This is a genomic window from Hydrogenobaculum sp. Y04AAS1 (assembly GCF_000020785.1).
Classification (GTDB): Bacteria; Aquificota; Aquificia; order Aquificales; family Aquificaceae; genus Hydrogenobaculum.
Genome location: NC_011126.1, coordinates 843,294 through 867,464, shown reverse-complemented (window position 1 = coordinate 867,464; position 24,171 = coordinate 843,294). Strand labels below are relative to the sequence as shown.

Annotated in this window: 23 protein-coding genes; 6 read left to right on the top strand and 17 right to left on the bottom strand. The window is 34.0% G+C overall.

What is annotated here, in order from left to right; all coding sequences use genetic code 11:
• Positions 1-29: 29 nt before the first annotated feature.
• The 10 genes from HY04AAS1_RS04640 to HY04AAS1_RS04595 all read right to left on the bottom strand — a co-directional run bounded on the left by HY04AAS1_RS04640 (position 30) and on the right by HY04AAS1_RS04595 (position 14,549).
• Positions 30-3,098: a molybdopterin-dependent oxidoreductase gene (locus tag HY04AAS1_RS04640; protein ID WP_012513960.1), complete on the bottom strand. Its 3,069-nt coding sequence runs from the start codon at positions 3,096-3,098 to the stop codon at positions 30-32.
• Positions 3,095-4,279, bottom strand: a complete 1,185-nt coding sequence (nrfD, locus tag HY04AAS1_RS04635; RefSeq protein ID WP_012513959.1) for an NrfD/PsrC family molybdoenzyme membrane anchor subunit — start codon at positions 4,277-4,279, stop codon at positions 3,095-3,097. Before nrfD ends, HY04AAS1_RS04640 begins: the two co-directional genes overlap by 4 nt.
• A complete protein-coding gene (dsrO, locus tag HY04AAS1_RS04630; RefSeq protein WP_012513958.1) occupies positions 4,269-5,108 on the bottom strand; it encodes a sulfate reduction electron transfer complex DsrMKJOP subunit DsrO in 840 nt (279 codons plus the stop codon). The genes nrfD and dsrO overlap by 11 nt, the downstream gene beginning before the upstream one ends.
• A 223-nt stretch (positions 5,109-5,331) precedes the next feature.
• Complete coding sequence (locus HY04AAS1_RS04625; protein WP_012513957.1) at positions 5,332-5,526, bottom strand: DUF2892 domain-containing protein; 195 nt, start codon at positions 5,524-5,526, stop codon at positions 5,332-5,334.
• Between the two features lie 60 nt (positions 5,527-5,586).
• Entirely contained in the window at positions 5,587-6,813 is a 1,227-nt protein-coding gene (locus HY04AAS1_RS04620; RefSeq protein ID WP_012513956.1) for a hemolysin family protein, read from the bottom strand.
• Entirely contained in the window at positions 6,813-7,751 is a 939-nt protein-coding gene (locus tag HY04AAS1_RS04615; protein ID WP_012513955.1) for a polyprenyl synthetase family protein, read from the bottom strand. The genes HY04AAS1_RS04620 and HY04AAS1_RS04615 overlap by 1 nt, the downstream gene beginning before the upstream one ends.
• Before the next feature lie 71 nt (positions 7,752-7,822).
• A complete protein-coding gene (locus tag HY04AAS1_RS04610; protein WP_012513954.1) occupies positions 7,823-8,614 on the bottom strand; it encodes a hypothetical protein in 792 nt (263 codons plus the stop codon).
• A 66-nt stretch (positions 8,615-8,680) separates the two neighbouring features.
• Positions 8,681-9,736 carry a hypothetical protein gene (locus HY04AAS1_RS04605; RefSeq protein WP_012513953.1) on the bottom strand — a complete coding sequence of 352 codons (1,056 nt, stop codon included), beginning with the start codon at positions 9,734-9,736 and terminating at the stop codon, positions 8,681-8,683.
• A gap of 55 nt (positions 9,737-9,791) precedes the next feature.
• Positions 9,792-12,833 carry a glycosyltransferase family 9 protein gene (locus tag HY04AAS1_RS04600; RefSeq protein ID WP_012513952.1) on the bottom strand — a complete coding sequence of 1,014 codons (3,042 nt, stop codon included), beginning with the start codon at positions 12,831-12,833 and terminating at the stop codon, positions 9,792-9,794.
• A gap of 9 nt (positions 12,834-12,842) precedes the next feature.
• Positions 12,843-14,549 carry an ATPase, T2SS/T4P/T4SS family gene (locus tag HY04AAS1_RS04595; protein ID WP_012513951.1) on the bottom strand — a complete coding sequence of 569 codons (1,707 nt, stop codon included), beginning with the start codon at positions 14,547-14,549 and terminating at the stop codon, positions 12,843-12,845.
• 23 nt (positions 14,550-14,572) lie between these two features.
• On the opposite strand from HY04AAS1_RS04595, the gene HY04AAS1_RS04590 reads away from it, so the two are divergent.
• Together HY04AAS1_RS04590 and HY04AAS1_RS04585 are read left to right on the top strand one after the other, a co-directional pair.
• On the top strand, positions 14,573-16,288 hold the full coding sequence (locus tag HY04AAS1_RS04590) for an ATP-binding protein (protein ID WP_012513950.1): 1,716 nt from the start codon (positions 14,573-14,575) through the stop codon (positions 16,286-16,288).
• Entirely contained in the window at positions 16,239-17,456 is a 1,218-nt protein-coding gene (locus tag HY04AAS1_RS04585; protein ID WP_012513949.1) for an N-acetylmuramoyl-L-alanine amidase, read from the top strand. Before HY04AAS1_RS04590 ends, HY04AAS1_RS04585 begins: the two co-directional genes overlap by 50 nt.
• On the opposite strand, the gene HY04AAS1_RS04580 is transcribed toward HY04AAS1_RS04585, so the two are convergent.
• Genes HY04AAS1_RS04580 through HY04AAS1_RS04555 form a run of 6 tightly spaced genes read right to left on the bottom strand, consistent with a single transcriptional unit; the run spans position 17,453 to position 20,469 of the window.
• On the bottom strand, positions 17,453-18,100 hold the full coding sequence (locus HY04AAS1_RS04580) for a hypothetical protein (RefSeq protein ID WP_012513948.1): 648 nt from the start codon (positions 18,098-18,100) through the stop codon (positions 17,453-17,455). The two genes, HY04AAS1_RS04585 and HY04AAS1_RS04580, sit on opposite strands and share 4 nt — an antisense overlap.
• 5 nt (positions 18,101-18,105) lie before the next feature.
• Positions 18,106-18,591 (bottom strand): type II secretion system protein, encoded by a 486-nt coding sequence (locus HY04AAS1_RS04575; RefSeq protein WP_012513947.1) that lies wholly within the window; start codon positions 18,589-18,591, stop codon positions 18,106-18,108.
• Positions 18,588-18,872 (bottom strand): prepilin-type N-terminal cleavage/methylation domain-containing protein, encoded by a 285-nt coding sequence (locus tag HY04AAS1_RS04570; protein WP_012513946.1) that lies wholly within the window; start codon positions 18,870-18,872, stop codon positions 18,588-18,590. Before HY04AAS1_RS04570 ends, HY04AAS1_RS04575 begins: the two co-directional genes overlap by 4 nt.
• On the bottom strand, positions 18,844-19,278 hold the full coding sequence (gene gspG / locus HY04AAS1_RS04565) for a type II secretion system major pseudopilin GspG (protein WP_012513945.1): 435 nt from the start codon (positions 19,276-19,278) through the stop codon (positions 18,844-18,846). Before gspG ends, HY04AAS1_RS04570 begins: the two co-directional genes overlap by 29 nt.
• A 4-nt stretch (positions 19,279-19,282) precedes the next feature.
• Complete coding sequence (locus tag HY04AAS1_RS04560; protein WP_012513944.1) at positions 19,283-20,071, bottom strand: hypothetical protein; 789 nt, start codon at positions 20,069-20,071, stop codon at positions 19,283-19,285.
• A complete protein-coding gene (locus HY04AAS1_RS04555) occupies positions 20,071-20,469 on the bottom strand; it encodes a DUF4878 domain-containing protein (protein ID WP_337954058.1) in 399 nt (132 codons plus the stop codon). Before HY04AAS1_RS04555 ends, HY04AAS1_RS04560 begins: the two co-directional genes overlap by 1 nt.
• 147 nt (positions 20,470-20,616) lie before the next feature.
• Between HY04AAS1_RS04555 and HY04AAS1_RS04550 the strand changes: the two genes are divergently transcribed.
• The 4 genes from HY04AAS1_RS04550 (at position 20,617) to HY04AAS1_RS04535 (ending at position 23,505) form a co-directional block, all read left to right on the top strand.
• A complete protein-coding gene (locus HY04AAS1_RS04550; protein ID WP_012513942.1) occupies positions 20,617-21,051 on the top strand; it encodes a rubrerythrin family protein in 435 nt (144 codons plus the stop codon).
• 83 nt (positions 21,052-21,134) lie between these two features.
• The gene (locus HY04AAS1_RS04545) at positions 21,135-22,424 is read left to right on the top strand and encodes a heterodisulfide reductase-related iron-sulfur binding cluster (RefSeq protein WP_012513941.1); all 1,290 of its coding nucleotides are present in this window, start codon (positions 21,135-21,137) and stop codon (positions 22,422-22,424) included.
• On the top strand, positions 22,421-23,005 hold the full coding sequence (locus HY04AAS1_RS04540; RefSeq protein ID WP_012513940.1) for a DUF3501 family protein: 585 nt from the start codon (positions 22,421-22,423) through the stop codon (positions 23,003-23,005). The genes HY04AAS1_RS04545 and HY04AAS1_RS04540 overlap by 4 nt, the downstream gene beginning before the upstream one ends.
• Positions 23,006-23,013: 8 nt before the next feature.
• Entirely contained in the window at positions 23,014-23,505 is a 492-nt protein-coding gene (locus HY04AAS1_RS04535) for a DsrE family protein (RefSeq protein WP_012513939.1), read from the top strand.
• Here the strand turns inward: HY04AAS1_RS04535 and HY04AAS1_RS04530 are convergent.
• On the bottom strand, positions 23,502-24,164 hold the full coding sequence (locus tag HY04AAS1_RS04530; protein WP_012513938.1) for a hypothetical protein: 663 nt from the start codon (positions 24,162-24,164) through the stop codon (positions 23,502-23,504). The genes HY04AAS1_RS04535 and HY04AAS1_RS04530 overlap by 4 nt on opposite strands.
• Positions 24,165-24,171 lie beyond the last annotated feature (7 nt).

Genomic DNA, 24,171 nt, shown 5'->3' with positions numbered 1-24,171 from the left:
CCTCCCTCCGTTTCCACATCTTTAAAACTTTAGGCTAAACTTCTTATCTTTTCTATCTTTACAGGTATGGTGTTTCTTGCGGTAGCTCCGGTGACAAAATCTGTGAGTACATGTCCTTTTGGACGTACCGGATCTTGAATGCCAATCATATTTATATTAACTCCGGTTTGGCGTAGCGGTATAGCCGGTAGTTTTTTATTGTTTATGTATATAGTATCTGCGCCTTCTGCCAACCTTCCAAGGCCATGTTCTATACCTATTGTACCTGGTGTTATGCCCTCTTTTACTCTAACTATACCTATTATGTATTGGCCAAAGGGATTTGAGACTTTTACCAAATCACCATACTTTATACCAAACTCTTTGGCGGTTTTAGAATTTATATCTATGTAGGTAGAAAGTTTTATATCCCTTAGCTTATCAGAAGAGGCGTTTGGTGATGATAACACGTTTGATTTATAACCAAAGGCTATAAGAGAGTATTGGTTTCTATCAACTTTTGTCCATAAGCTTGAACCATCCGCACATATTGGTCCTTCTATATACTTTGGTACTCCATGATAATATTCGCCTGTGATGGCATCTTTAGTGTTTCCTAGTTCTTCGTTATAAATATTTAGTATTTTCTTGTATTTATGATTTACATACATACCGTCATATGCTGTATCATAAGGTGCATATCTGCCGCCTCTACTCATGATTGTGGCTACTTTTCGCCAATTGTTGCCGTTTATGGATTTTAGAAGAGGTACCCAGTTTGTAAGACCCGCTAATTCTATATCTTCATCTGTAGCGTCTGGTACAGGTGTATCTTGCATAGCTAAGTTCTCAAAAGCTCTTAAATAAAAATCATGAGGCCTATGTAAAGGATATGTTTTGCCGTCTTTTCCTTTTATAGCGTTGTCTCCAAAACCTGGTAGGTTTAGAGCTTTGCCAAGTTCTATAAAAAAGCTCTCGGCGTAAACAGCTTCACCGTTTTGAAACTTTGCATTCGGACTCTCTATAGCGGGATATCTTATGGTGGTTATTTTTGTAAGATAAGCACCCCAAGGAGCCATGGCACCCCATTCTTCGTACAACACGTTATCTGGTACAATATAATCTGCGTATGTGCTTGTTTCATTTATAAATGGGTCTATGGCTATAAAAAGAGGTATCTTTTTCGGATCTTTCAGATATTCTATAACATTTGAAAAGCCACTTTGAGCGTAAGCTGGGTTTGAGTTTACTGTTATAAGAGCTTTTAAAGGATATGGGTATCCATGAGCAGACGAGGCTATCCAATCAGATTCAATGGCATTTGAGAATGGATACCATTTGTCTTTTGCAGGGTATGGATTTAATCCTTGAGCTTTTTTATTTTTATATTCTGTAGTATCTTGATACTTAAAGCCAGCTCTATCTATTCTGACTCCGTGGGTTTTTACCTTTCCATCGTAATCAAGAAGATCGTAAACAGGACCCTTGTAAGCGTCGTAGGCCCCACCTTTTACAGCCATACCACCTTTGTAGTTCATATTGCCTACCATAGCTCCAAGCATAGCCACAGCGTAAGCGGTGTACATACCAACGGTGTTCATAGCCCCGCCGTGTATATCTGTAGTGGCTTTTCTACCATAAGAGGTAAACTCTTTAGCTATTCTTACGATGGTTTCTTTTGGTACACCGCACATTTGAGAATACTCATCTAACGAATATTCAAAAGCCGCTTCTTTTAAAAGCTCAAAAGCACTTTTTACATGATAGGTTTTTCCATTTAAACTTACTTGCTGATTTACAAACAAAACTCCAGTTCTTACGTTTTTGGCGTTTTGTAGGGAGTTTGTGGCAGCGTCCATGACGTATGGATCACCATTTTGATCTCTTAGTATTTTACCGTAGTCTTCTCCTTCGTCTTGGATAACGAGATGCGTGGCATTGGTATAACTTACTTCGTTAGCAGCTTTCATGGCTTCTTCGCTTGGTATAGATAGATATGGAGCGTTATAAAGGTTGTTTTCAATAATATATCTAAAAAGCCCCATTACAAAAGCCAAGTCTTGACCCGGATAAATAGGTACCCATTCGTATTTTGCACCTATTGACATATTATCGGTATTTACCGCGGTTGGGGTTACCACCACTATCTTTTTTAAAGGTCCTTCGGTTCTAGCCCTGGCTAAAAGTTTACCTTGACGTTTGAAGGGGTTTCCTGCCTGAGCTGGTGCTGTGCCTATAGATAGTATATACTCTGTGTTGTCAAAATCTGGTTTGGCGTGAGGGAGTTTTTTAAAATCGCCAAAATAAGCTGCCTGACCTATCCTCATTGCAAGACCGCACATAGAAGTATGTCCGGAAAAGTTTACTGTACCAAAAGCTTTGACAAATCTATGGACTATAAAGGTTTTTCTTCCATCGTCGTTGGTACCAAGTACACCAAGTTGATTTGATTTTGGACCGTATTCTGGGTTGTTGGGGTCTATAGGCGTATTTATGTCTCTGATGCTTTTAAGACCTTCCACAAAACCTTCACCGAACAAATTACCACCGTTTACAATCTCTTGGATAAGCTGTTCTGGCTCTATCTCTACCCATTTGTGAGAACCTCTTGGTCCTACTCTTTTAAGTGGTTTTGTAACTCTGTATCTAGTGTAAAGCTTGTCAAATACCACATTGCCCCTGGCGCAAACCGTAGAGCGGTTTGTGAGGCCAGATTCATTTATACCAGATACCCAAAAAATACTCTCTTTTACAGGCTTATCGTAATCAAGCCATGGGTCTGATGAAAGCAAGTTGTAAGGATTTCCAAATACCCTCACCACTTTACCAGTTTTTTTGTCAACCTTAATACGTACTCCACATTGGGTAGTGCAGCCTATACAAACGGTATTGGCATAATAATAATCTTTGTTCACAATGTAGTTGCCATTTTCGTTTGTTGGGGTTTTGGCTTTTAACAATTCTGGTAAATGTACGTTACCGTATATAGGAAATCTTGGTTTTGGACCTCTTCTTCCAAATGTAAAAAGGTATTTAAATGTTTTTAAATATCCTAAAGCCATCGTACCAAGGCCGGCGGCTGAGACACCAAGAAGAAACTTTCTACGAGTAGTATTCATCCTTTAACCTCCTTGCCAAAACCTTTGTAAAGATCATCGGTATGTGGTAACAAAGCTATAGTAGCTGCCAAAAGCCCTATTATACCAGCCCAGTTTGCTATCAAAGATTGTAAGCTATTATGTCCAAATATTGGCATTGTATAGGTGAGAAAACCGCCTATTATCTTTGGAAAACTTTGCCCACCTATTACAAGGCTGTATTTGAAATACCAAGCTCCAAAAGCTGCCAAAGCACCAGCTATAAACATGAAGAAAGCAGATTTTTTAAATCTACTAAAAGCCAAAATCATAGGCACAAACAAAAATAGCCCTAAATCAAATACAAGTATACCAACAAGGTCTTCTTTAAAGTAAGCTCTCATAAAGTATTTTGTAATACCACTAAAAGCAAGACCAAAAGAGTACCAGAATAGATCCAGAATTAATTCACCTACAATGGCCCAAGCCATTATATTAGCTACTGCGGCTATATCGTCTCTATCTATTTCTTTACCCATAAGCTTTTGATATATAGGATAAAAAAACAATACAAACCCAGAACCAGACGCTAAAGCGGATGTGAGCATAACAAGGGGTAACGCTGGAAAATGTACGAGTGGGAAAGCCACTAATATTCCTACAATATAACCTGTATAAAATTCAACACCTATACCAAACAAAAGACCTATTGCACCAAGATAAAACAATATCTTTCTATCTTTTTTGATTGCTTCTTCTGTTAATTCTAATCTATTTAGCGTTAGAAGCTTAAAAACTAGCTTCAACCTATTGTCTTCAACACTATTGTATAAGCTTACAAAAAACGGTCTATAGTAAGCTACCAAGCTAAGCAAAGTAAGTATCGTATAAGTGGTTAACAATATAACACCCCACTTCATGGGAGATGTTGGGAAGTGAGACCATCCGTATAAAAATACGTGGATCATTCTACCTGGTTGTTTTAGATCGTCTACTAAGTTTAGAGGAGCTATGGCTATAAAAGAAAATGCTATTAAAAGGCACATGCTTGCCAATCTTTTAAATTTTTCTATACCAAACACCGTGTAAAGACTGTATATAAAGAAAGCCCCTACACTTATACCACCTGTCCAAAAATAGTTTGGTATATTTACACCCCAAGGTCTTGAAGGGGTTATAGAAGATGCAAACACCAAAATCTCATGGTAAGTATCAAGCATCATGTTTATAATCCTCCACATTTACTATATCTTGAAGTGGCTTTAAAATCATCCACTCGGACTCTTCAGATTTTATTTTGTAATATTCTCTGGCAAGGTCATCCAAGCTCTCAAAGTTAGTGGGCGGTGTATCTTGAAGCTCTCCGTAGAGGTTTATGTAAAATACGTTTGGTATAGTGCCTTGCTCAGGTCTTAAAACGTTTACCGGATATGTTCTTATAAGCCTTGAAACTTCACTGTTTGGATCGTTTAAATCTCCAAATATTCTCGCTCCGCCTACGCACGATTCTACGCAAGCTGGTAACATGCCGTTATCTACCCTGTGAGCGCAAAAAGTACACTTGTCTGCCACATGGTACCTGTCGTTCATAAATCTTTTATCGTAAGGGCAAGCGTTTACACAGTATCCACAGCCCCAGCATATAGTGTTGTCAACTACCACTATACCATCTTGTCTTTTGTAAGTGGCACCGGTTGGACATACCGGAACGCAAGGGGGGTTTTCGCAGTGATTGCAAAGCTGAGGTAAAAACACCTTTCTTACAGTTGGGAAAGTGCCAACTTCATATTCAGGTACGTATGTTCTGTATTGGTCTGTAGGCACATCGTTTTCTATAACACAAGCAGATGCGCAAGCTTGGCATCCTATGCATTTCCTTAGGTCCATAACCATAGCAAATTTTTTGCCTTTTTGGCCTACCCACTGAGGATTGTTTTCCTCTCTTCCTGGTATTGTAAGCATATGAGGTATTTCCATAGCTTCTGCGGCTTTTTTAGATGCTACAACGCCAATAGCGGTGCCTATGGCCTTGAGAAAACCTCTTCTATCCATATATTAAACCTCCAAAACAATCTAAAGCTATATAAATAAGATATAACAAACGAATAGTTTAAGCTTATAAGAGTTCTTTATTATATTATAGATTGTTGTTATAAGTTGATAATTTTTATATGAGGTTTAATAGTTTTATTATTGATTTTATTATTGACTATATGATTATAATTTCTTTTTTAAAAAGCCAGATACAAAGAGTACCCGGCTTTTGGAATGAATATCAATTACCTCCTGTCTTAAAACCAAGCACAGCATAAAGAGGGCAAAAGCCTATAGCGGCGGTTACTAAAAATACAAGACCTACAAGACCAAGGATATAAAATAGTAAGCTATGATGCGTAAAAGCCAAGATTATGAGCACAATACCCAATATAACTCTTCCTACTCTGTCCCATGTTGCCATATTCTTTTGCATATTTCACCTCCAAATAGATATAAGCTAAATATAAAAATATATTAAAAATTGTCAATGATTTTACATTTCTACTATAACTTTCAATATCCTTCTTCTATCGCTATCTATAATTTTAAATTTGAATTTGCCTATGTTTACTATTTCGTTTCTTTGCGGTATCCTACCAAGATAATAAGTTATATAGCCAGACACTGTGGTATAAGGCCCAACCGTTAGATCTATGCCAAGTATTCTGGAGAACTCGCTCATCTCAAGCCTTCCATCTACAAGCCATTTATTCTTTGCTATTTCTCTTAAAAGTTGATCTTCTTTTCTAACATCGTCGGATATCTGTCCTACAATTTCTTTTAAAACATCTTCCAATGTGATAATGCCAAGTATAACTCCTCTTTCATCTACCACAGCCCCTATATGTTCTTTTTTTCTTTTAAACTCATGTAATACATCTTTTAAAAATGAAAACTCTGAAAAAAGTTGTATAGGCCTTATGGATATGCCTATAGGTGTGTTTGGGTCTTTGTCTATTATATCAAAAGCTCTGATATAGCCAAGTATATCGTTTACAGTATTTCTAAACACTGGTAATCTTGAATATCCACTGGACTTCATCTGATATATAGCTTGCTCTACAAGTGCACCTTCTTCTATCATGGCCACTTCATAAATAGGTCTTACTATCTCACCGGCTCTTCTTTCCTTAAAAGATACTATGTTTGATAAAATCAAAGATTCAAATTTATCTACATCAAGCTCTTTCGAGATAATTTTTAAAATTGTGCTTCTGCTGACATGAGAGTGTGGTTTTGACATGTATTTGAAAAATATATGTTTTATGGCTTTTGATAAAAAAGAAGAAAAACCAAATAAGAATCTTAGTTTATACAAAATAAATATAATAGGTAAAATGACTTTATCGGCATGCTTTTGAAATATTATTTTGGGTATTATTTCTCCAAATATTATTGTTATTAGAACAAGGGTTTCTGAAAAAAATATGTAAGTGTGTTTTAAAATAGGTACATCTTTAGATATTTCAAAAAGCATTATGGTGTAAAGGCTTGCTGCAAACACTATGCTTATGGTGTATCCAAATAGCGTAAACGTTAGAAACTCTTCTTGGTTTTTCAAAAACTTTGAAACCATGTCTTTGTAAGAGTTATTTGACTTTTTGACAAAAGCTTCAAGCCTTGACTTATTTGAAGATAGGATAGCCATTTCTGAGCCTGAGAAGAAACCCTCAAGCAGTATAAAAAATATGATTCCTAATATATAGCCTATAAGTTCCATCAAAAATCTCTTTTGACGGTTTTCTCTATAAGCTCCATAAGTTTTTCTGTGATAGGATAATAAGATAACTCTTGTTTTACCTCTTCTAAAAGCCTAAAAGCAAGTTCTTTTGTACGCATAACCCCACCTTTTTCAATAACTGTATCAATTATACTATCTAGTTCTTCTTGAGAAGGATTTTGAGAGACCAGTATATTTTTGAGAAGTTCTTTATCTAATTTGTCTAGCATAGAAATAACTGGGTATGTTACTTTGCCCTCTTTCAAGTCGTTTCTTGAGGGTTTTCCTAGTTTTTGGCTATCTACCTCATAATCAAGGGCATCATCTATAAGTTGAAAAGCTCTACCAAGCTTTAAACCAATATCAAAAAATTTTTCGTACTCTTCATAGTTTGATATCAAAGCTCCAACTCCAAAACAGGCCCCTATAAGGTAAGCAGTTTTACCGTCTATGATGTCAAAATATGTTTTTTCGTCTATTATAGAACCTATGCTTTTAAGCTCTAAAAGTTGCCCTTCTGCCATGTTCATAACAGCTTTTGATAAAATGTCTATCATCTTTGCATTGCCGTAGTTAGCGTATAAAAATAGAGCTTTAGCGTAAAGATAATCTCCGGTAAGCACTGCCGCTTCTTGGCCAAACACTTTGTTTACAGAAGGTTTCCCTCTTCGGGAATCAGCTTTATCAACCACATCATCGTGAAGCAAAGAAGCTATGTGTATGTACTCTATACCACATCCAAGAATGATGGCTTTGTCAACATCACCGCCCAAGCTTTCCACCAAATATACCAACAGCAGTGGCCTAATTCTCTTGCCACCAGCTTCTATAGTAGAATTACCAGCTTTTAATATGGTATCTACAGAACTATCTAAATTTTCACTAAGAGCAAGCTCTATTCTTTTTCTAATGCTATCTAAACCACTTTGCTGAGCCATACTTTTATTAGTTTATCATATTTTTATAAAATATTACTCAAGTTAAAATCCTATAAACAATTCTTATATTTTTAGCTTTTTATACTATCAAAATTCAACAAATCCATATACTCCCATTCTCTAAAAGCCATAGCGTATATCTTGTGCTTGGTAAGATAGTTGATAATGTTATCTTGAAGCCTCAAAGAGGCAAATATAGGTACAAGCTTGTAGTCTTTATACTCATCAAAAAGCTTTCTAAACCTTTCTATCTTGTTTTTTCTAAAATCATCTATATAATCTATCTTTGGTGTTGATTTTACCTCTATAAGAAATACAGTTTTACACTCATCGCTTACTGCTATTACGTCAAACTCATCTTGTAAATCATCTTTTATTTTTTCTCTGTTCAAAGATAAGTCTGTTATTTTACACTTAAAATAGCTTTCTAAAACAGGTCTTGTAGCTGGAAATATGATATCTTCTACTATGGTCCCAAGTTTGTTTGATAAAGCTCCCCATTCCTTGTTAAAGCGTTTTCTATCTTCTTCTCTTTCTTTCTTAGCCTTTTCCCATTGCTCATTCCAATATTTCCTATCTTCTTCTCTTTCTTTCTTAGCCTTTTCCCATTGCTCATTCCAATATTTCCTATCTTCTTCTCTTTCTTTCTTAGCCTTTTCCCATTGCTCATTCCAATATTTCCTATCTTCTTCTCGCTGTCTATTGACCTCATCTATGCTATCTTTTAGTTTATTTATTTCATGTCCTATTCTTTCTATTTCATGTCCAAGTCTTTCTGTGGTATGTTCTAACCTTAAAAGGCCAATAGCAAAATCTTTTAATATATCTCTAATTTCTTCTATTTTATTTTCTAAAGTTTCCATATACTAAATATAAAATCTTGAAGCGATATGTCAACAATAATAATCTTATAGTATTTAGCCTCTTGATTACCAAGAGATTATGACTTGTCCATTACTTCCTGGATTGCCGTTTGTGCCACCGTTGTGGGCCCCTCCAGGAGAACCCCCGCAGCTTTGGACTATAGATGCACAGTATCCAGAACCTCCAGCACCAGAGCCCCAATTTGGTGAATTATTATCACCCCCACCTCCATAATATCCACTCCCACCACCAGCTCCATCGTATCCACCAGCTCCAGAACCCCCACCTCCATAACCACCGTTATCGTTGTTGCCATTGGGATCTATACCGCCAGTACCAAAAGGAGTACCTTGCCCACCACCGTAGTTTCCACCAGCCCCACCAGCTCCGGCTATACCGTTGTTATAAGGTTGCACTCGTGTTTGACAAGCACCGCCTCTACCACCGGCTCTCAAGGTTCCTCCTTGCGGTACAGAACCACACCCAACGTTTCCGTTTTGGCCATTTTGGTTGCCACCTCCACCGTTTCCACCGTTGTAATTTTGGTTTGCCCCTCCACCACCACCAGCTGCTAATATTGCTGTTGATAAGCTACATTGTGTACCTAAACAAACAAACGATCCACCACCACCACTATCGTATTGTCCTCCGCCAGCTACTATTATGGTTAATGTACTACTTGAAAGAGTACTGGTTGAAATTATACCAGTGGTAATTCCTCCCGAACCACCTGCTCCATTGCCATATGCTGATCCACCACCTCCACCCCCATAAAGTGTGAAGCTTATACTACCACATGCGGTGATGCTTGAGGTAATATAAAAATATTGTGGCGAGCCGTCCCAACCATATTGTCCATCGTATTGATAAGTAGTGCTACTATGAACACAGCTAACGCTTCCACCTCCACCGCCCACACCTACACCACCACCATTTAATGCACCACCAAATATAGTTACTGGTGTAGCACTAGAAGGAGGAGTGTTTGATATTACAGGAGTTGGAGTTGTACCTGTATTTGAAAAAACTGCTCCATTAGAAAAATGATAAACAGTTGCTATGCCTGTAAATGTTATTATGCTAAGGCCCACTATAAGCTCTCCAATATTGATTTTTTTCATAAAACACCTCTCTTATAATGAATTAATTGTAATCATAATATAAAAATTTTAAATTTCAATGATTGAAAAGATTAGCTATTATTCTTAATAGCTCTTCTATATTTTTTGGGAGTATGATATTTGGTATTTTCATATCTTCTAAGAATTTTTGATATTTTGTAATACATGTAATGCCAGATTTTGAAGCTTTTAAACAAAAGTAAGGAATTTTTTGGAAGTTCTCAAGACCATCAAGATAAACAATAAGTTTAGAGCTTTTAATCATAAAATCAAAATCTTCTTTTGCAATTAAAATATCTGGAAGGTATCTACTGCTTTTTAAATGCTCAAATGCCAGTTCTTTTAAAGAAGTTGGTTTTAAAAAGTTTAGATTGCCTATATGAATTATGTTTTTTGTAAATTTAGAGGCCATGTTTTTTACTTCTTGGGCTATAAAGTAGTTTAAACTAGCGCTGTTATTCACAATGTCTTTGTAAAAATCTAAAAACACTTTATCCTCATAGTAAAGATCTCTTTTACCAAGCTTTTCTTTGATAAAATCAAGCACAGTTCTTTGAAGGTTCTTGGAGAAGCCGTTTATATAAGAGCTGTAAAACTCTTCTGTATCAAGTTCGCTGCTGTGCTTGATGTTTTTGATAAAATTTGAAGAGCTTACTATAAGGATATCTATTGTTTTTTTATCTTCGATGCCCGAAGGCTCAATATCGTTGAGGCTTATCTCAAAATATTTTAGGTTTTGATGCTTTTTGCTAAGAATATCGTATACACCTTTATGAGTAGTATAAAAATTTATGTTGGGAAAATCTCTTAAAAAGCTTACAAACGTATTTAGATAATTCTCATCTAAAAACGGATTTTTGTCTATCAATATGTTTAAGTATGGTCCAAAAAGCATATTTTTAAGAAAATTTAAGTCTTGTTTGAAATAATCTATAAAATTGTCTCCTAAAAACCATATGTTTTCAATATCTGTATATTTTTCTATATATTTTTCTACAATATTTTTATCAAAAATAGGCATTTTAATTGTAAGCGTGTTTTCAAAGTAAGTCTTTATGTGATCTTTTATATATTTTGATAAACCTTTATCTAAAAAACATAACGTTTTAATGTTATCATTGGATACGTTTGTATAAGCTGAATATTCGGCTTTTAGGTGCGTTTTTTCAATAAAAGAGTAAAGTCTTGTAATATCTTCGTAGTTATCCTCGTGTTCTAAGTTTGATATAGCAAATATTTGGCAATAACTTTTGTAGAGATTGTCATTTTTTGTTAAAAGTCTAAAAGCTTGATTGTGTGGAGATATTTCTTTAAATATAGAGTAATCTCCAAAAGTGTTTGTAAAATCCGCAGGATTTATAGAAATATAGTTTATGTAATAATTTTTAAAATCCAATAGTTCCTGATAAGATATGTCTTTTATATAATTATCAAAAGGAGGTTGGTAGACATCTTGTCCTTTTTGCATGGTGTTTTTTAATCTGTCTTTGTTGAATATAAAAGAAAAGAAAACAGTATCTTCTTTTAGTTTTTTTGATAATTTATCAATATGCTTTTTGTAGTCAAAGGGTTCTTCAGAAGATAGCGATAAATCTATTACAAGAGCTTGATGAGGTATGTGAAGAGTTTTGTAGTCGAGGATATTTGAGTCTATATCAAGATAATGTAATATCTTTTTGTAGTGTTCATTTTCCACATATATAAGATAATCCCTATCTTTCCAAAGCTCTTTTACAAACAGTGAAGCTCCAATGCTTTCAAATCCTCTTACTATCAAAATCGGTGTGAAATCTTTCCAATTGAGGGATTTAACAAATAAGGAATTTATTACAAAGCTCATTATACTTTTTAGGTAAGGAATACCTGAAATAAAAGGAAGCCCCTCTTCATAAAAAAAGCTAACAGGTAATGTAGATATTAGCCTAAAGATAACTTTATTAATATTTTCTTCTGTTGTTATTTTGGGTTCTATTTGTTTTAGTAAATCTTTTTTGTTTGTAGCTTTTAAAAGCTCTAAAAACTTATTTGTAAGAGAAAAAGAGTTTAAATTTGAGAAACAGGGAGAAAGGTTGGTTTGTTTTACAACAGCTTCTGGACATTTTATAGATATGTGAAGCTGACATGGACTTGAGCAAACTTGTCCCTTATAATTCATTTCTAAGGCTTTTATGAAGTTTATTCCATAATCGTATATATTTTTAAAACTGCCTGGTCCAAGCACCACAAGGGTAGGAGTGCCCACAGCAGCAGCTATATGAGGCATTACTGTTTCTACTGATATAAGAAAGTCAAGATTTTTTACATAAGAAGGCAAATGTAGCACGCTTTTTATGTGAGGTGATATATCTATGGCTTTTGGTAAATAGCTTGGTATTTCTTTTGCATAATCTTTATGCTGAGAAGGGTAAGAATATACTATTGTAAAATCGTTTTGCAACGGGTCTATAGCCTCGCAAAATATATCTACAGGAGGCATGCGATGAGGTGATGAAGCGGAAAAATGAAAACCTAAAATAGGTTTTTTATATATATTTCTATAATCATCAAAAAGTTTTCTAATCTCTTTATCTATCTCTTCATCTATGTATACATAAGGTATAAGCTTTTCTTTGGTTGGTGGTATCTTAAAGCCAAAGAGTTTGAAATAATAAGAGGCTACTAAATTTAAATCAAACATAGGAGAGCCCACAAGCATATAAAGGTCTAATACAATATCAAAGCTTTTAACAAAAGAAAACTCAATAGGGGAGTATACAAATTCGTCTACATAAGGGCAGTCTTTTAAAAGGTTAAAGTGTTCTTTTGCTTCAAAGGCAATATAAATATTTTGAAAATTTTCTTTTAAAAATCTTAAAAATGGTGTCAACATAAGCCCATCGCCAAGAGCTTGCATTGTTAGTATTAAGATTTTTTTATTGTTAAAATCGTTAGTTTTATCAAATACAGTCTTTAGGCTATCTACATAGGCTATAGGTATTCCAGATTTTATGTAAGATTCGTAAACATCTTTTGGCAAAACATATAGTTTGTTTGGAAAAAAAGTTTTCTTCAAGTCTTCTATGTAAAGTTCTTTTGATACTTTTACTATAACACTCATGACATCTTACTATCTCAAAGCATTTAAAACTGGTGGGCTTAACTCTACTATACCAGTTTTTAGCTTTTCCATGTATACATCTAATTTGTTTTTACCAAGACGCTCTCTTCTTATATGGTCTTCTATTTCATAAGAAGACGGTCTGTCTTTTCTTATCCATTCTTTTGTGTTTACGTCTGGATACATGTATTCGTATATCGGCGTAAGACCTGCATATCCTGTAAAGCCGCATTTTGGACAGCCGGCTTCGTTTCTTACTTTTATTGGGAAATCTTGGTTTATAAAATCTCTAAATTCATCTTTGTTGATATATGGGAGTGTCTTTAGCGTTATATCAGAGATTGTCCGTGATGCATCTTTTATAGGCATCTCTATAGCACAATGAGGACAAACGCTTTTGACTAAAACCTGGTTTAGGCTGAGTATAAGCATTCTTACGGAGCTTTCGTAATCTACGTGAAATATTGAGCTAACGGCGTCGTAAAATACAAAGGCGGAATTTATATGAAGCGTGGTAAAAACAAGCTGACCTGCAAAAGCTAGCTCTTCTATAGCCTTTGAAAGTTCTTGTTCGTTTCTCCACTCGCCTACAAAAACTATGTCTGGGTCCGCTCTTTTGAAGGCTTTTGTAAAATCTACAAACGTTGATTTTAATTCTTCCACTTGAGCTTCAAATATTTGAAACTGCGTTATATTTTTGTTTATAATCTGGTATTCAACAGGGTCTTCTACTGTGAGCACATTCTTATCTTGTACTGTAGATAGCATGCTAGCTATAGCCATGCTTTTACCGGAGTTTGTGATGCCGCTTATGACAAAAAGCCCACCTTTTCTGCTTATGGCATCTTGTAGAATTGCTATGTCGTTTTCAAGATATCCGAGCCTCGAAAGATTACCTTGGATGCCCCTTTTCCTTAGCAATCTTCCTACCACCATCTCGTCTTCTAGATTTGGCATTGGGGCAAACACAAGCCTAACATCGGTGGATAGATCTTCGTAAGAAATACGAGCGTCTTGAACTTGGGAAGATATGGATGGGTTAAAGGAGCCTTTTGTATATCTTGAAGCTTGGGTTTTTAAGCTTCTAACAAGCTGAATACCTTGAGATTTTGGCATAGTCATATTTGGCATCATTACAAAATCTTTGTTTATCCTGAAAAATACATAGTAAAAGTTGTCTTTTGGTTTTATGTGAAGGTCTGAAGCATTTTTAGCAAGGGCTACTTTTACTATATCCTTAAAATCTGTGATAAATTGTGATTCTTGAGATATAGCTGCGTAATCCCTTTTTATAGCCTCAAATTTTGATATAGAAACAAGATAATTTTTCTTGTCTTTAGTATATATTGGGATATAGGTTATTATACCCTCGTCAGCTATTATTCTATCCGCTTCTATGCTTTTTATAGTAAAGTTTACATTATAACCATCTTCTGGCTCAAGCGCATAGTATGAAGCTATCTCTATAAAAAGTTTAACTTGTTCTTGAAATGTGATGAGGCCAAGTATATTTAATACCTTTAAATCATGCTCTCCAAGTTCTCTTCTTTTTTGTAGAAAAATTTCATATCTTTCTTTTAAAAGCCCTTTTGCTCTCTCTAAAAAATCTCTATATAAAAATTTATGAAGCTGGTTTCCATACTCTTCGAAGTATTTGTTTTTTGATTCTTCCGTATCTGGCAATCCCTTTGCTTCCAAATATTCTTTGTACTTCATAAAATCTATTATAATATATTCCTATGAAAGCCGATAAAAGCTTGGATAACTTGTCCAATAAACCAGTTGGAATAGTAGTGAAGACGGCTTCTCCTTTGTCTTTTGATGTGCTTTTAGATGAAAGCTCTTTTGTACAGCTTGATGATGTATTGGTGTGTAAGTCTATTGTTAAAAGAGATGAAGAAAATATAGAAGTGAGATTTTACGGGGTTGTGGTTGATCTTACAAAATATTTGGAAGGTGTTGACATACTTTACCAGGAGATAAAAGCAAAAGAAGGTGTTTTACCAGTGCATCCTGTATATCTTGCAAAAATAAATGTAAACCGCGTAGAACCCCAATACTACGTACCCCCAAAACCCGGTGATGAGGTTTTTAAAGCTTTTGGTGAAGATAGAGACAAAGGTTTATTTTTTGACACTATGGAAACAAAAATTCCAGCTGGATTATCCCAAGATGGATTACCAGTATATATAAATTACAACTTTATAAATGGAAAAGATGGTGCTCATATATCTATAAGCGGGATGTCTGGAGTGGCTACAAAAACTTCTTACTCTTTGTTTTTGATAAATTCTATAATTCAGAAATCTCAAGATAAACCAAAATTTGTCATTTTTAACGTAAAGGGAAAAGATTTATTATTTTTAGACAAAGAAAATATAAGGTTTAAAGGAGAAGATAAGAAAAAATTTGATATTATGGGCTTAGAGCCAAAGCCCTTTAAAGATGTGGCTTTTTACTGTCCTCCAGAGAAACCAGATTCTCAAAACCCAATGGGTGCTGCAAGATACGATGTAGATAAATATGGCTTTAGTATGGGAGATTTTGCTTCAGAAAGACTTTTAAAATATATGTTTGTAGAAAACGATCAAGAAATATCAAATTTAAACTTTATAATAGACAGAGTCGCCAGCAAGCTTTACGAACTTTCGAAAGGAATTGACACATTGATAGATGATAAAGCTGGAAGAGAGATTAAAGATTTAGATGATTTATATAAGCTTTTACGAGAAGTGTATGATGAAAAGGATGATGATAAAGAAAGATATTACTCGTGGTTTGGTAGAAACACTAGTAGTCAGAGCATAGATGCTTTTTTGAGAAGGTTTGCTTTTAGTAAGAAATATATTAGGAATCTTATAAAGAGAGAGATTTCAACGCATATTAAAAACATTACAAAGGAATTTGTAGAAAATATGCATACGTTAAACGTTATTGATATAAGTGATCTTCATAGCGTAGGTAAGATGTTTGTGGTTGGTGTTATTTTGGATAAAATCTTTAAACAAAGGGAAGAAAGTGGTGTATCTGATCCTAAAATTTTTGTGCTTTTAGACGAATTAAATAAATACGCTCCAAAAGAAGGATGGAGCCCTATAAAAGATACTTTGCTTGATATAGCAGAAAGAGGCAGAAGTCTTGGTGTGATACTAATAGGTGCTCAGCAGACAGCCAGCGAGGTAGAAAAGCGTATAGTGGCAAACAGTGCCGTAAAAGTGGTAGGTAGACTTGATACAGCAGAGCTATCTGGCGAGCAATATGGTTTTCTCTCTAAAAGCCTGAAACAAAGGGTAAGCATGCTGAAAAAAGGTTCGATGGTGCTTTATCAACCGGATATACCCACTCCTACCGTGGTAAGTGTACCGATGCCGCCTTGGGCTACAAGAAAAGAAGAGGTGAAAGACGATGAAGAAAGTGAAAAAATACTTGACGATTTTAGTAATATTTTTGATTAGCTTTGTTAGTTTTTCTTGGTCTAAGATAATAGATGTAAGAAAGGGTTTATATCAGGATAAAATACGCTATGTATTTGATGTAAAAGATGTAAATATATATAAAGTACGTCAAGAGGGTAGAAACATTATTATAGAAATAGGTGATAGAAAGTTTATATATACTATGACATACGTACCAGCTGCAGTAAAAAGCTTTATGTTACAAAATCCAGAAAGAATAGTAATAGATATATATAAGCCTAAGGCCTCTCAAGATAGTATTTTAAATATAATATCTCCAAAGTACGCTTACCTATTAAAGAAAAAACCAAGTTTGGAAAATACGGTTTACGATAAAGGTGAAGATCCTTTAAGCGTAGTAGATAAAAAGTATTTGGAAGCTATAGAAAATTATGAAAAACCTCAAAAAACTTACAAATATATACCACATCCACATGGGGTAAAAGTGGTGGTGATAGATCCAGGACACGGCAGTAAGGATTCTGGTGCTATAGGAATAGGTGGGGTAGAAGAAAAAAATATTGTATTGTCTATAGGTAAGAAGTTGGATTTTTTCTTGAAACATGACCCAAGGTTTAAAGTAATAATGACAAGGGATAAAGATGTATTTGTACCGCTTCAAGAAAGGGCTAGGATAGCCATAGAAAATAGAGCGGATTTGTTTATAAGCATACATTGCAACATGGCACCTGGTCATATTACGTGGCCACATGGCACTAACATATATTTTCTATCTACTCCAGGTATAAATATGAAGTACAACGAGTTGGTAAACAACGAAGCCTTTTCTCATCTTGTGTTTGGTAATGCTTTATACGAGCCAAGCTTAAGTGCTAAGAAAGTGTTAGCTAGATTGGCTTTGGATGTTACGAAAAACCAAAGCTTTGAATTTGCTAAAGATTTAGCTTATACCTTAGACGAAGATTTGCATAAGCATGTTGATATTCACAACATACATAGAAGAAATTTTGTAGTACTTAGAACTCCTGGTATACCATCTGTTTTAGTGGAAACTGGATTTATTAGCAACCCTCACGATGTAAAAGAACTTACAAACCCATCTTACCAATGGGCTTTTGCGAAAGCAATGTACGAGGCCATAGTAAATTATTTCTTTGGTCAGCACAACAAAACACCACAAAACAATTTAGCTTTAAAAGGTAGCTAATAAACGATCACCTTATAAAATCCATTTTGATGGATAATTGTTGCACGTTTCCCTTCTGACTTTAATTCAATGCTGAGGCTCAAAGCATCGTAAAGATGTTTAAAAGCACCTACTTGGTAAGTACCATTTTTCAATTTTATGCCCTTTATATTGTTTTCATAGTTTTTATAGTTTTTCTGGGCCTGAAGCTTTATACCAGAGTTTGATTTTGAAAAAGATTTTTCTGCGTACGGTTTAGTAGGCTTCTTTATATTAGGTTTTTTTATTATTGGTCTTGAAATTTTGTTTCTATAAACAACAGCTCTTTTAGTTTTTAAATGTAAAGGTTTTTTTGGTATAGTTTTTCCCGAGGCTTTAGTATTAACTTTGTTTGTATTGCTTTGTTCTTTGTTTGTAGATGTTTGGGTCTGGTTTGTGCTTTTAGCTAGGTTTATTGTGTTGTTTGGTAGTTCAGCGTTTGCTCCTTTGGTAGGTTGATTGCTTATTGGCTTGTAAGTGGGAGGGTTGTTTATTTTCTCTTGGATAAGTTGTCTGTTTAAACTATTTGTAGATATATTTCTGTGCCAAGTGCTATACCAAAGGTAAAAAAGCGTTAAGCCCAAGACTATCAGAAGTATTGTTATCGCATTTTTTGTGTTAAACATAATTTTTATTTTATCAAAATAGGCACTATAAAATGTTTGTTATTTATATTAAACTTGATTAAATCGTTGTTAATAAACTCTGCTCTAAAATTTGTTATAGGTATTAACTTTATGGCTTTTTTTTCATCGTAAAAAAAGATATCTCCAAACTCGTACGGATAAGCGTAAATGTACAACGTATTATCTTTTACGAAAAAGACCTCCTTTGAAAAACCTTTATATATACCACAGTATGTATATAGATATAATGTAGAAAAGTTTTTTGAATTGTCTATTTTTATACTTTTTGAGCATTTTATAGCATTTTCTAAATTATATATAGCCTTTGCGTAGTTATAAAGATTTTTAGAGTCTTTCATGGTTTTTAGGCTTTTTTTAACTATAAAAAAATAAGACCCTATCAATGTACTGAAAAACAAAGATACGATAACGATAACCACCAATATTTCCAAAAGCGTAAAACCAAAAGCTTTTTCTTTATAACATTTCATTGGGGTAAAAATTTTACCACTTTTAGGTTGTGGTACCGAATCACTTGATAGTTAAAATGATGAATATGTTTTATGGAGGTATGTTTAGAAGTATATTTTAGCTTGTTGAATAGAATAAAAGCATCTTTTGTTAGAGTTTGTTGTCTTTCATGGAGTTTTATAGCTTGAATTAGAAGAGAATAAGCTCCTGCTATCATCACTACAAACACCACGAAGGCTGCTATAGTTTCTAAAAGCGTAAAGCCTTTTTGATTATTTTTTGAGATGCATTGTCCATACATCTATTTTTTTACCATCTGGAGTTTTAGCAAAAAGGTCGTAAGGATGATTGGGAGCTGGTGAGATATAGTAAAACTTGTGTCCCCAGCCGTCGGTGGGGATTTTGTCTAGCTCTTGATGCCAATTTTCTGGAATTGGTGGTATTGTAGGCTTTTCTACTAAAGCTTGAAGCCCTTGTGCTGTTGTAGGGTACATGCCAGTATCTATATAATACTGTTCTAAAGCTCCCTGAAGATTTTTTAGCTGGACTTTTGTAGCTTTTATTTTTGCTTCTCCAATTCTATTTGTGATACGCGGTATTATTATAGCAGAAAGTATACCTATTATCACTATTACTACTAAAAGCTCAATAAGAGTAAATCCCTTTTTGTGTAGCTCTTTGAGCGATGAGTTCGAAGAAATTAGCATCGGTCTATTCGCTTCTCCAATATCTTATCATAACACTAAACATAGGAAATTGTATGATGTATATAGCTAGTACTATAAGTCCAAAAGGTGCAACGATAGCGTAAAACATAAGCGGTATTATCATAACAATGACCATAGTAGAGTAAACAAGCCACATGCTAATATCAAAAAAATACTGAAGGTTCAGAGTTTTTTTCCAAACTCCAAAGGATATAAGATCAAATACCCTTGCAAAAGCCTCCTTAAAACTATCTGCAGTATAAACTCCAGCATACACATAAGGTGCTACGTAGGATATCATGGAAAGCGTTGTTATTACGAAAATAAGGCCTAAAGCTACTGGAACTGTATAATTTATAGCAAAGATATCATGATTTTTTGTAGCATAGTAAGCTGTTAAGAAGCCACTAAAATTTAACACTAAAGCTTCTCCTAAAAAAATTATGAAAAATACTATAGCATTGCCAAACATCATACCTAAAGACTCTTTCCAATGTTGTGTAAAAAAATCTATAGTAATCCTTTGTTTTATGGCTTTTTCAAAGGAAATAATATCTTTGTTATCTTTTACTATGTGGCCTATATGTATTAAAAAGGCGTTGGAAATTAGTGTCCAAAATATTGAAAATCCTATATTTATAAAGATAAATTCTTTGGGTATGTAGTTATCTACAAGGCTAAAAAGCAGTACCAACGTTATATAAATTATAACTGGGCCAGGTTTTTTTGTTATAAATGCTTGAGTATAATCGAACAAGCTTTTAAAAATTTCCCATATGCTGATAGAATTCATTATTTACCCTCCTTAAAGCTAAAAGATGGACTTATATACCAAGTGCCGTTGTTTTTGATGAGATCTATAGCATTTTTTTGGGTTTTGCCGTCTTTATATGTTATGTTTACAGTTGCGTGTGCAGTGCCTCCCAAAATACGTATATCTTTTATGGTTATGCTTTTTACGTTGTAAGTGTTTAGCTTTACCCATCTTTCTGCCCATATCTTGCCTCTTGAAGATACGGTATCTGGATTTAGAAGTTTTGCAGCGTCTTTAAAATCACCATTTTCTATATCTTTGTCAAAGTTTTTTAATACAGTTTCAGGATTATTGTTGTTTATGGTTTGAGGAGAACATCCAGATAAAAATATTATTGTTGCAACCACACCAAAAATAACTGAAATTTTTTTCCTCATAACAAATATATTAACATTACAATATAAAATTTTCATATATTTATTAAAAAACAAAATTTATGACATATAATCATTGTTTTTTTGATTTTATATTTTATAATTAAGAATAGTTCTAAATTAAAATTTATTTTAAAGGAGGTAAGGCTTATGAGCAAGGACTTAAAAGGCACAAAGACACTTGAGTGTCTCAAACATGCATTTGCTGGGGAATCCCAAGCAAACAGAAGATATCTGTATTTTGCAAGAGAAGCCGATATTCAAGGCTATCCAGATGTAGCCAACAACTTTAGAGAAACGGCAGAAGGCGAAACTGGACATGCGTTTGGACATCTTGATTATCTAAGAAAATACAACGGCGTAGACCCAGCTACCGATAAGCCGATGTCAACTCTTGAAGGAATGCTAGAGTCTGCTGTAGCTGGTGAGGTTTACGAATATTCTGAAATGTATCCTGGTTTTGCAAAAACCGCTAGGGAAGAAGGTTTTGATGATATAGCAGCTTGGTTTGAAACATTGGCAAAAGCAGAAAAATCTCATGCTGGTAGGTTCCAAAAGGTTCTAGAAAGCGTAAAGAACGGCTAATAATAACAAAATAGGAGGGGCCAAAGCCCTCCTTTTTTATAAGTAATTTAACAGAAAAAATTATAGTTTTATAAGAGGTGTTTATGCCTGAAATGTCAATAGGTGGATTAAAGGAGTTTAACTTTGATTTGGATGATCCAAAATTTTACAATGAAGAAGCTCTTTATGAAGAAGTTAAGAGAGTTTATTTAAAGTGTAAAGATTGTAGGATGTGTGTAAATTTTTGTCCTTCTTTTCCGGCGCTTTTTGACGCTGTAGATAAGAAAAACGATAATATAGAAGCTCTTACAAAAGAAGAGCTGGCAAAACCTTTGGAGCTTTGTTTTCATTGCAAGCAATGCTATTTTAAATGTCCTTACACACCGCCCCATGAGTGGAAATTAGATTTTCCTCATTTATCTTTGAGATATAAAGCTATAAAATTTAAAAATCAAGTTGCTAAAATAACTGACAGACTTATGCTTGACACAGATTTGGTGGGTAAATTGTCTGTACCGTTTGGAAAAGTTGTAAATAAAACAATGGACGTAAAACCAGTTAGATTTATAATGGAAAAAACGGCAGGTATTGACCAAAGGGCAAAGCTACCACCTATAAACGAACATTCTTTTAAAAGCTTTTTAAAAGATAACTTGATGCCGATAAAAAAACCAGTTAGAAAAGCTGTTTTATTTTATACATGTTTATTAAATTACAACTTTCTTGAAAAAGGTAAAGCCCTTTTACATGTACTTTACAAAAATAGTATACATGTAGAAGTGCCAGAGCAAAATTGCTGCGGTATACCATTTTTTGATATAGGAGATTTAAATAGCTCCATCAAAAAAGCCAAATACAACGTAGATATGATGATAGACTACGTAAGAAACGGCTACGATGTGATAGTGCCAGTACCAACGTGTGCATTGCAACTTAAACATGAGTATCCTTTGCTTTTAAGAACACCAGAATCTAAAGAGCTATCTGAAAAGGTTTATGAAATAGGAGATTATTTGTTTTCTTTAAATCAAGAAAATCTTTTTAATAAAGATTTTAAAAACCATATGGGTAAGATAGATTATCATATAGCTTGTCATTTAAAGTCTTTAGGAGTTGGTTATAAATCTGCAGCGCTAATGAGGATGATACCAAATACAAAAGTAAGGATAGTAGAGATGTGCTCTGGACATGATGGTACTTTTGGTGTTAAAAAAGATACTTTTGATATGGCCGTTGGTGTAGGAAAGCCTTTGTTTGATAATATATTAAACCAAAAGGCAGATTTGGTAGTTTCAGACTGTCCTTTGGCGGGAAATTTTATAGAACTAAATACCACAAGGGTAGTTAAAAGCCCAATAGAAGTATTATCTATGGCTTATGGAGATGTGTTATGAAAAAAATAAACTATGAAAATATATTAAACTTATACGAGTATGAAAAGGCAAGACCCGAGAAAGTGAAAGAGCTTTTAGGTATAAAGAAAAAAAGAAGCATTTTTGCAGGTGATATATTTCACTTATTTTTTGAAAATACATTTAGCGTATGGTTTCAAATCCAGGAAATGATAAGAGCTGAGCGCATGGTAAAAGACGAAGATATAAATTTTGAAATAGAGGTTTACAACGATTTGATACCAGAACAAAACCAGCTAAGCGCCACACTTTTTATAGAAATACCAGATGAGAACGAAAGAAAGCGTAAATTAAAAGAACTTGTTGGAATACACGATGGTATTTTTATATCTTTCAAAGACCAAAAGATAAAAGCAAAAGCCAACGAGCAAAGTGATATGGATTATAAATTTGGTAAGGCTGCCACAATCCACTTCATAAAATTCGATTTTGACAACCATCAAAAAGAGCTTTTTAAAAATGAAAAAGCTTTCATAGAGATAAACCATAAAGATATAAATATAAAACAAGAGATACCGCAAGAAGTAAAGGAAGAGTTAGTAAAAGATCTTTATAGTGAGTAATATATATCATGGAAAAAATAGAAATTATATGTAAACTAAATAGCATGAAAAGGGATAGTTTATACATACTAACTTTATTGGTGTTTGGAATGGCGTATTTGGGTTTAGGCTTTGGTGCTTCGGTAAAAGATTCCGCTGTTAACAAGTCGGCCAAGTCTGAAGAGCCTCTTAACGTGATATTGGATTTTCACAATCCTAAAAGCGTTAAAATGGTAGATAATATTTTAGAGCATACTTCTAAAAACAAAAAAGCCCATGTGGTAGTGGAAGTATGGGGACCTACTATAAAGTATATGCTTAAAAACTCAAAAGAAGAAAAAGATTTTGAGAACTTTGTTAAACAAAGCGACGGTAGAGTACAATTTCATGTTTGTGAAAATACTATGCACAAATTCCACATCACAAAAGCTATGATGGGAGATTTTGCTAAACCTGTCAGAGGTGCTTTGATAGATATGAACATGCTTGAAAAAGAAGGCTATATGTACGTAAAACCTTAAACTAAATCTTTAAATTGTTTTCTTAGTAGTCCTAGTTTTTCTTCTAGGGCTTTTATATGAAAATCTATATCCTTGCTTTTGCCAGTAATTTTGTTGACAATCTTATCCCTCTCTCTTTTTAAATCTAATATTTTAATTTGAATGTCTTCTATTTCTTTTAATATATTTAGCCTTTTGTTTGATTTTTCTTCCATCATTTTTCTTATTTTTTCTTGAGTAATATTTTGATTAATCTCTTCAGCTAAATTAGGCACCTTTAGGGCTTTTACAAAATGTTTGATGAAGTTGTAGAGTCTTTGCATCTCCAGGAGGCTATCAAAAAGCTCATCTATGTATTTGAGCTCTTCTTGAGATATATGTTCAGCGTCAACAAATTGTTCTTTGATGGAATCTACTATCATAATGCTTGAAGCCCTTAGATAAGAACCATATAGATTTTCTTTAACGTTTATTAAAATCTTTTTTAACTCCAAGACTGGTATTTCGTCATCAAGCTTTATTATGTTGTCAAAAATATCTATATCTTTTAGTTGCTCTACGACTTTTTCGTTAAACAAAGAAGTAGCTTCTTTTACAACTTTGATCAAATCAAATAAAGTTATGTTGGTACTTTGTTTTATTAATCTTATAAGTAATAAATCAACATCAAAATCGGTCATATTCCTC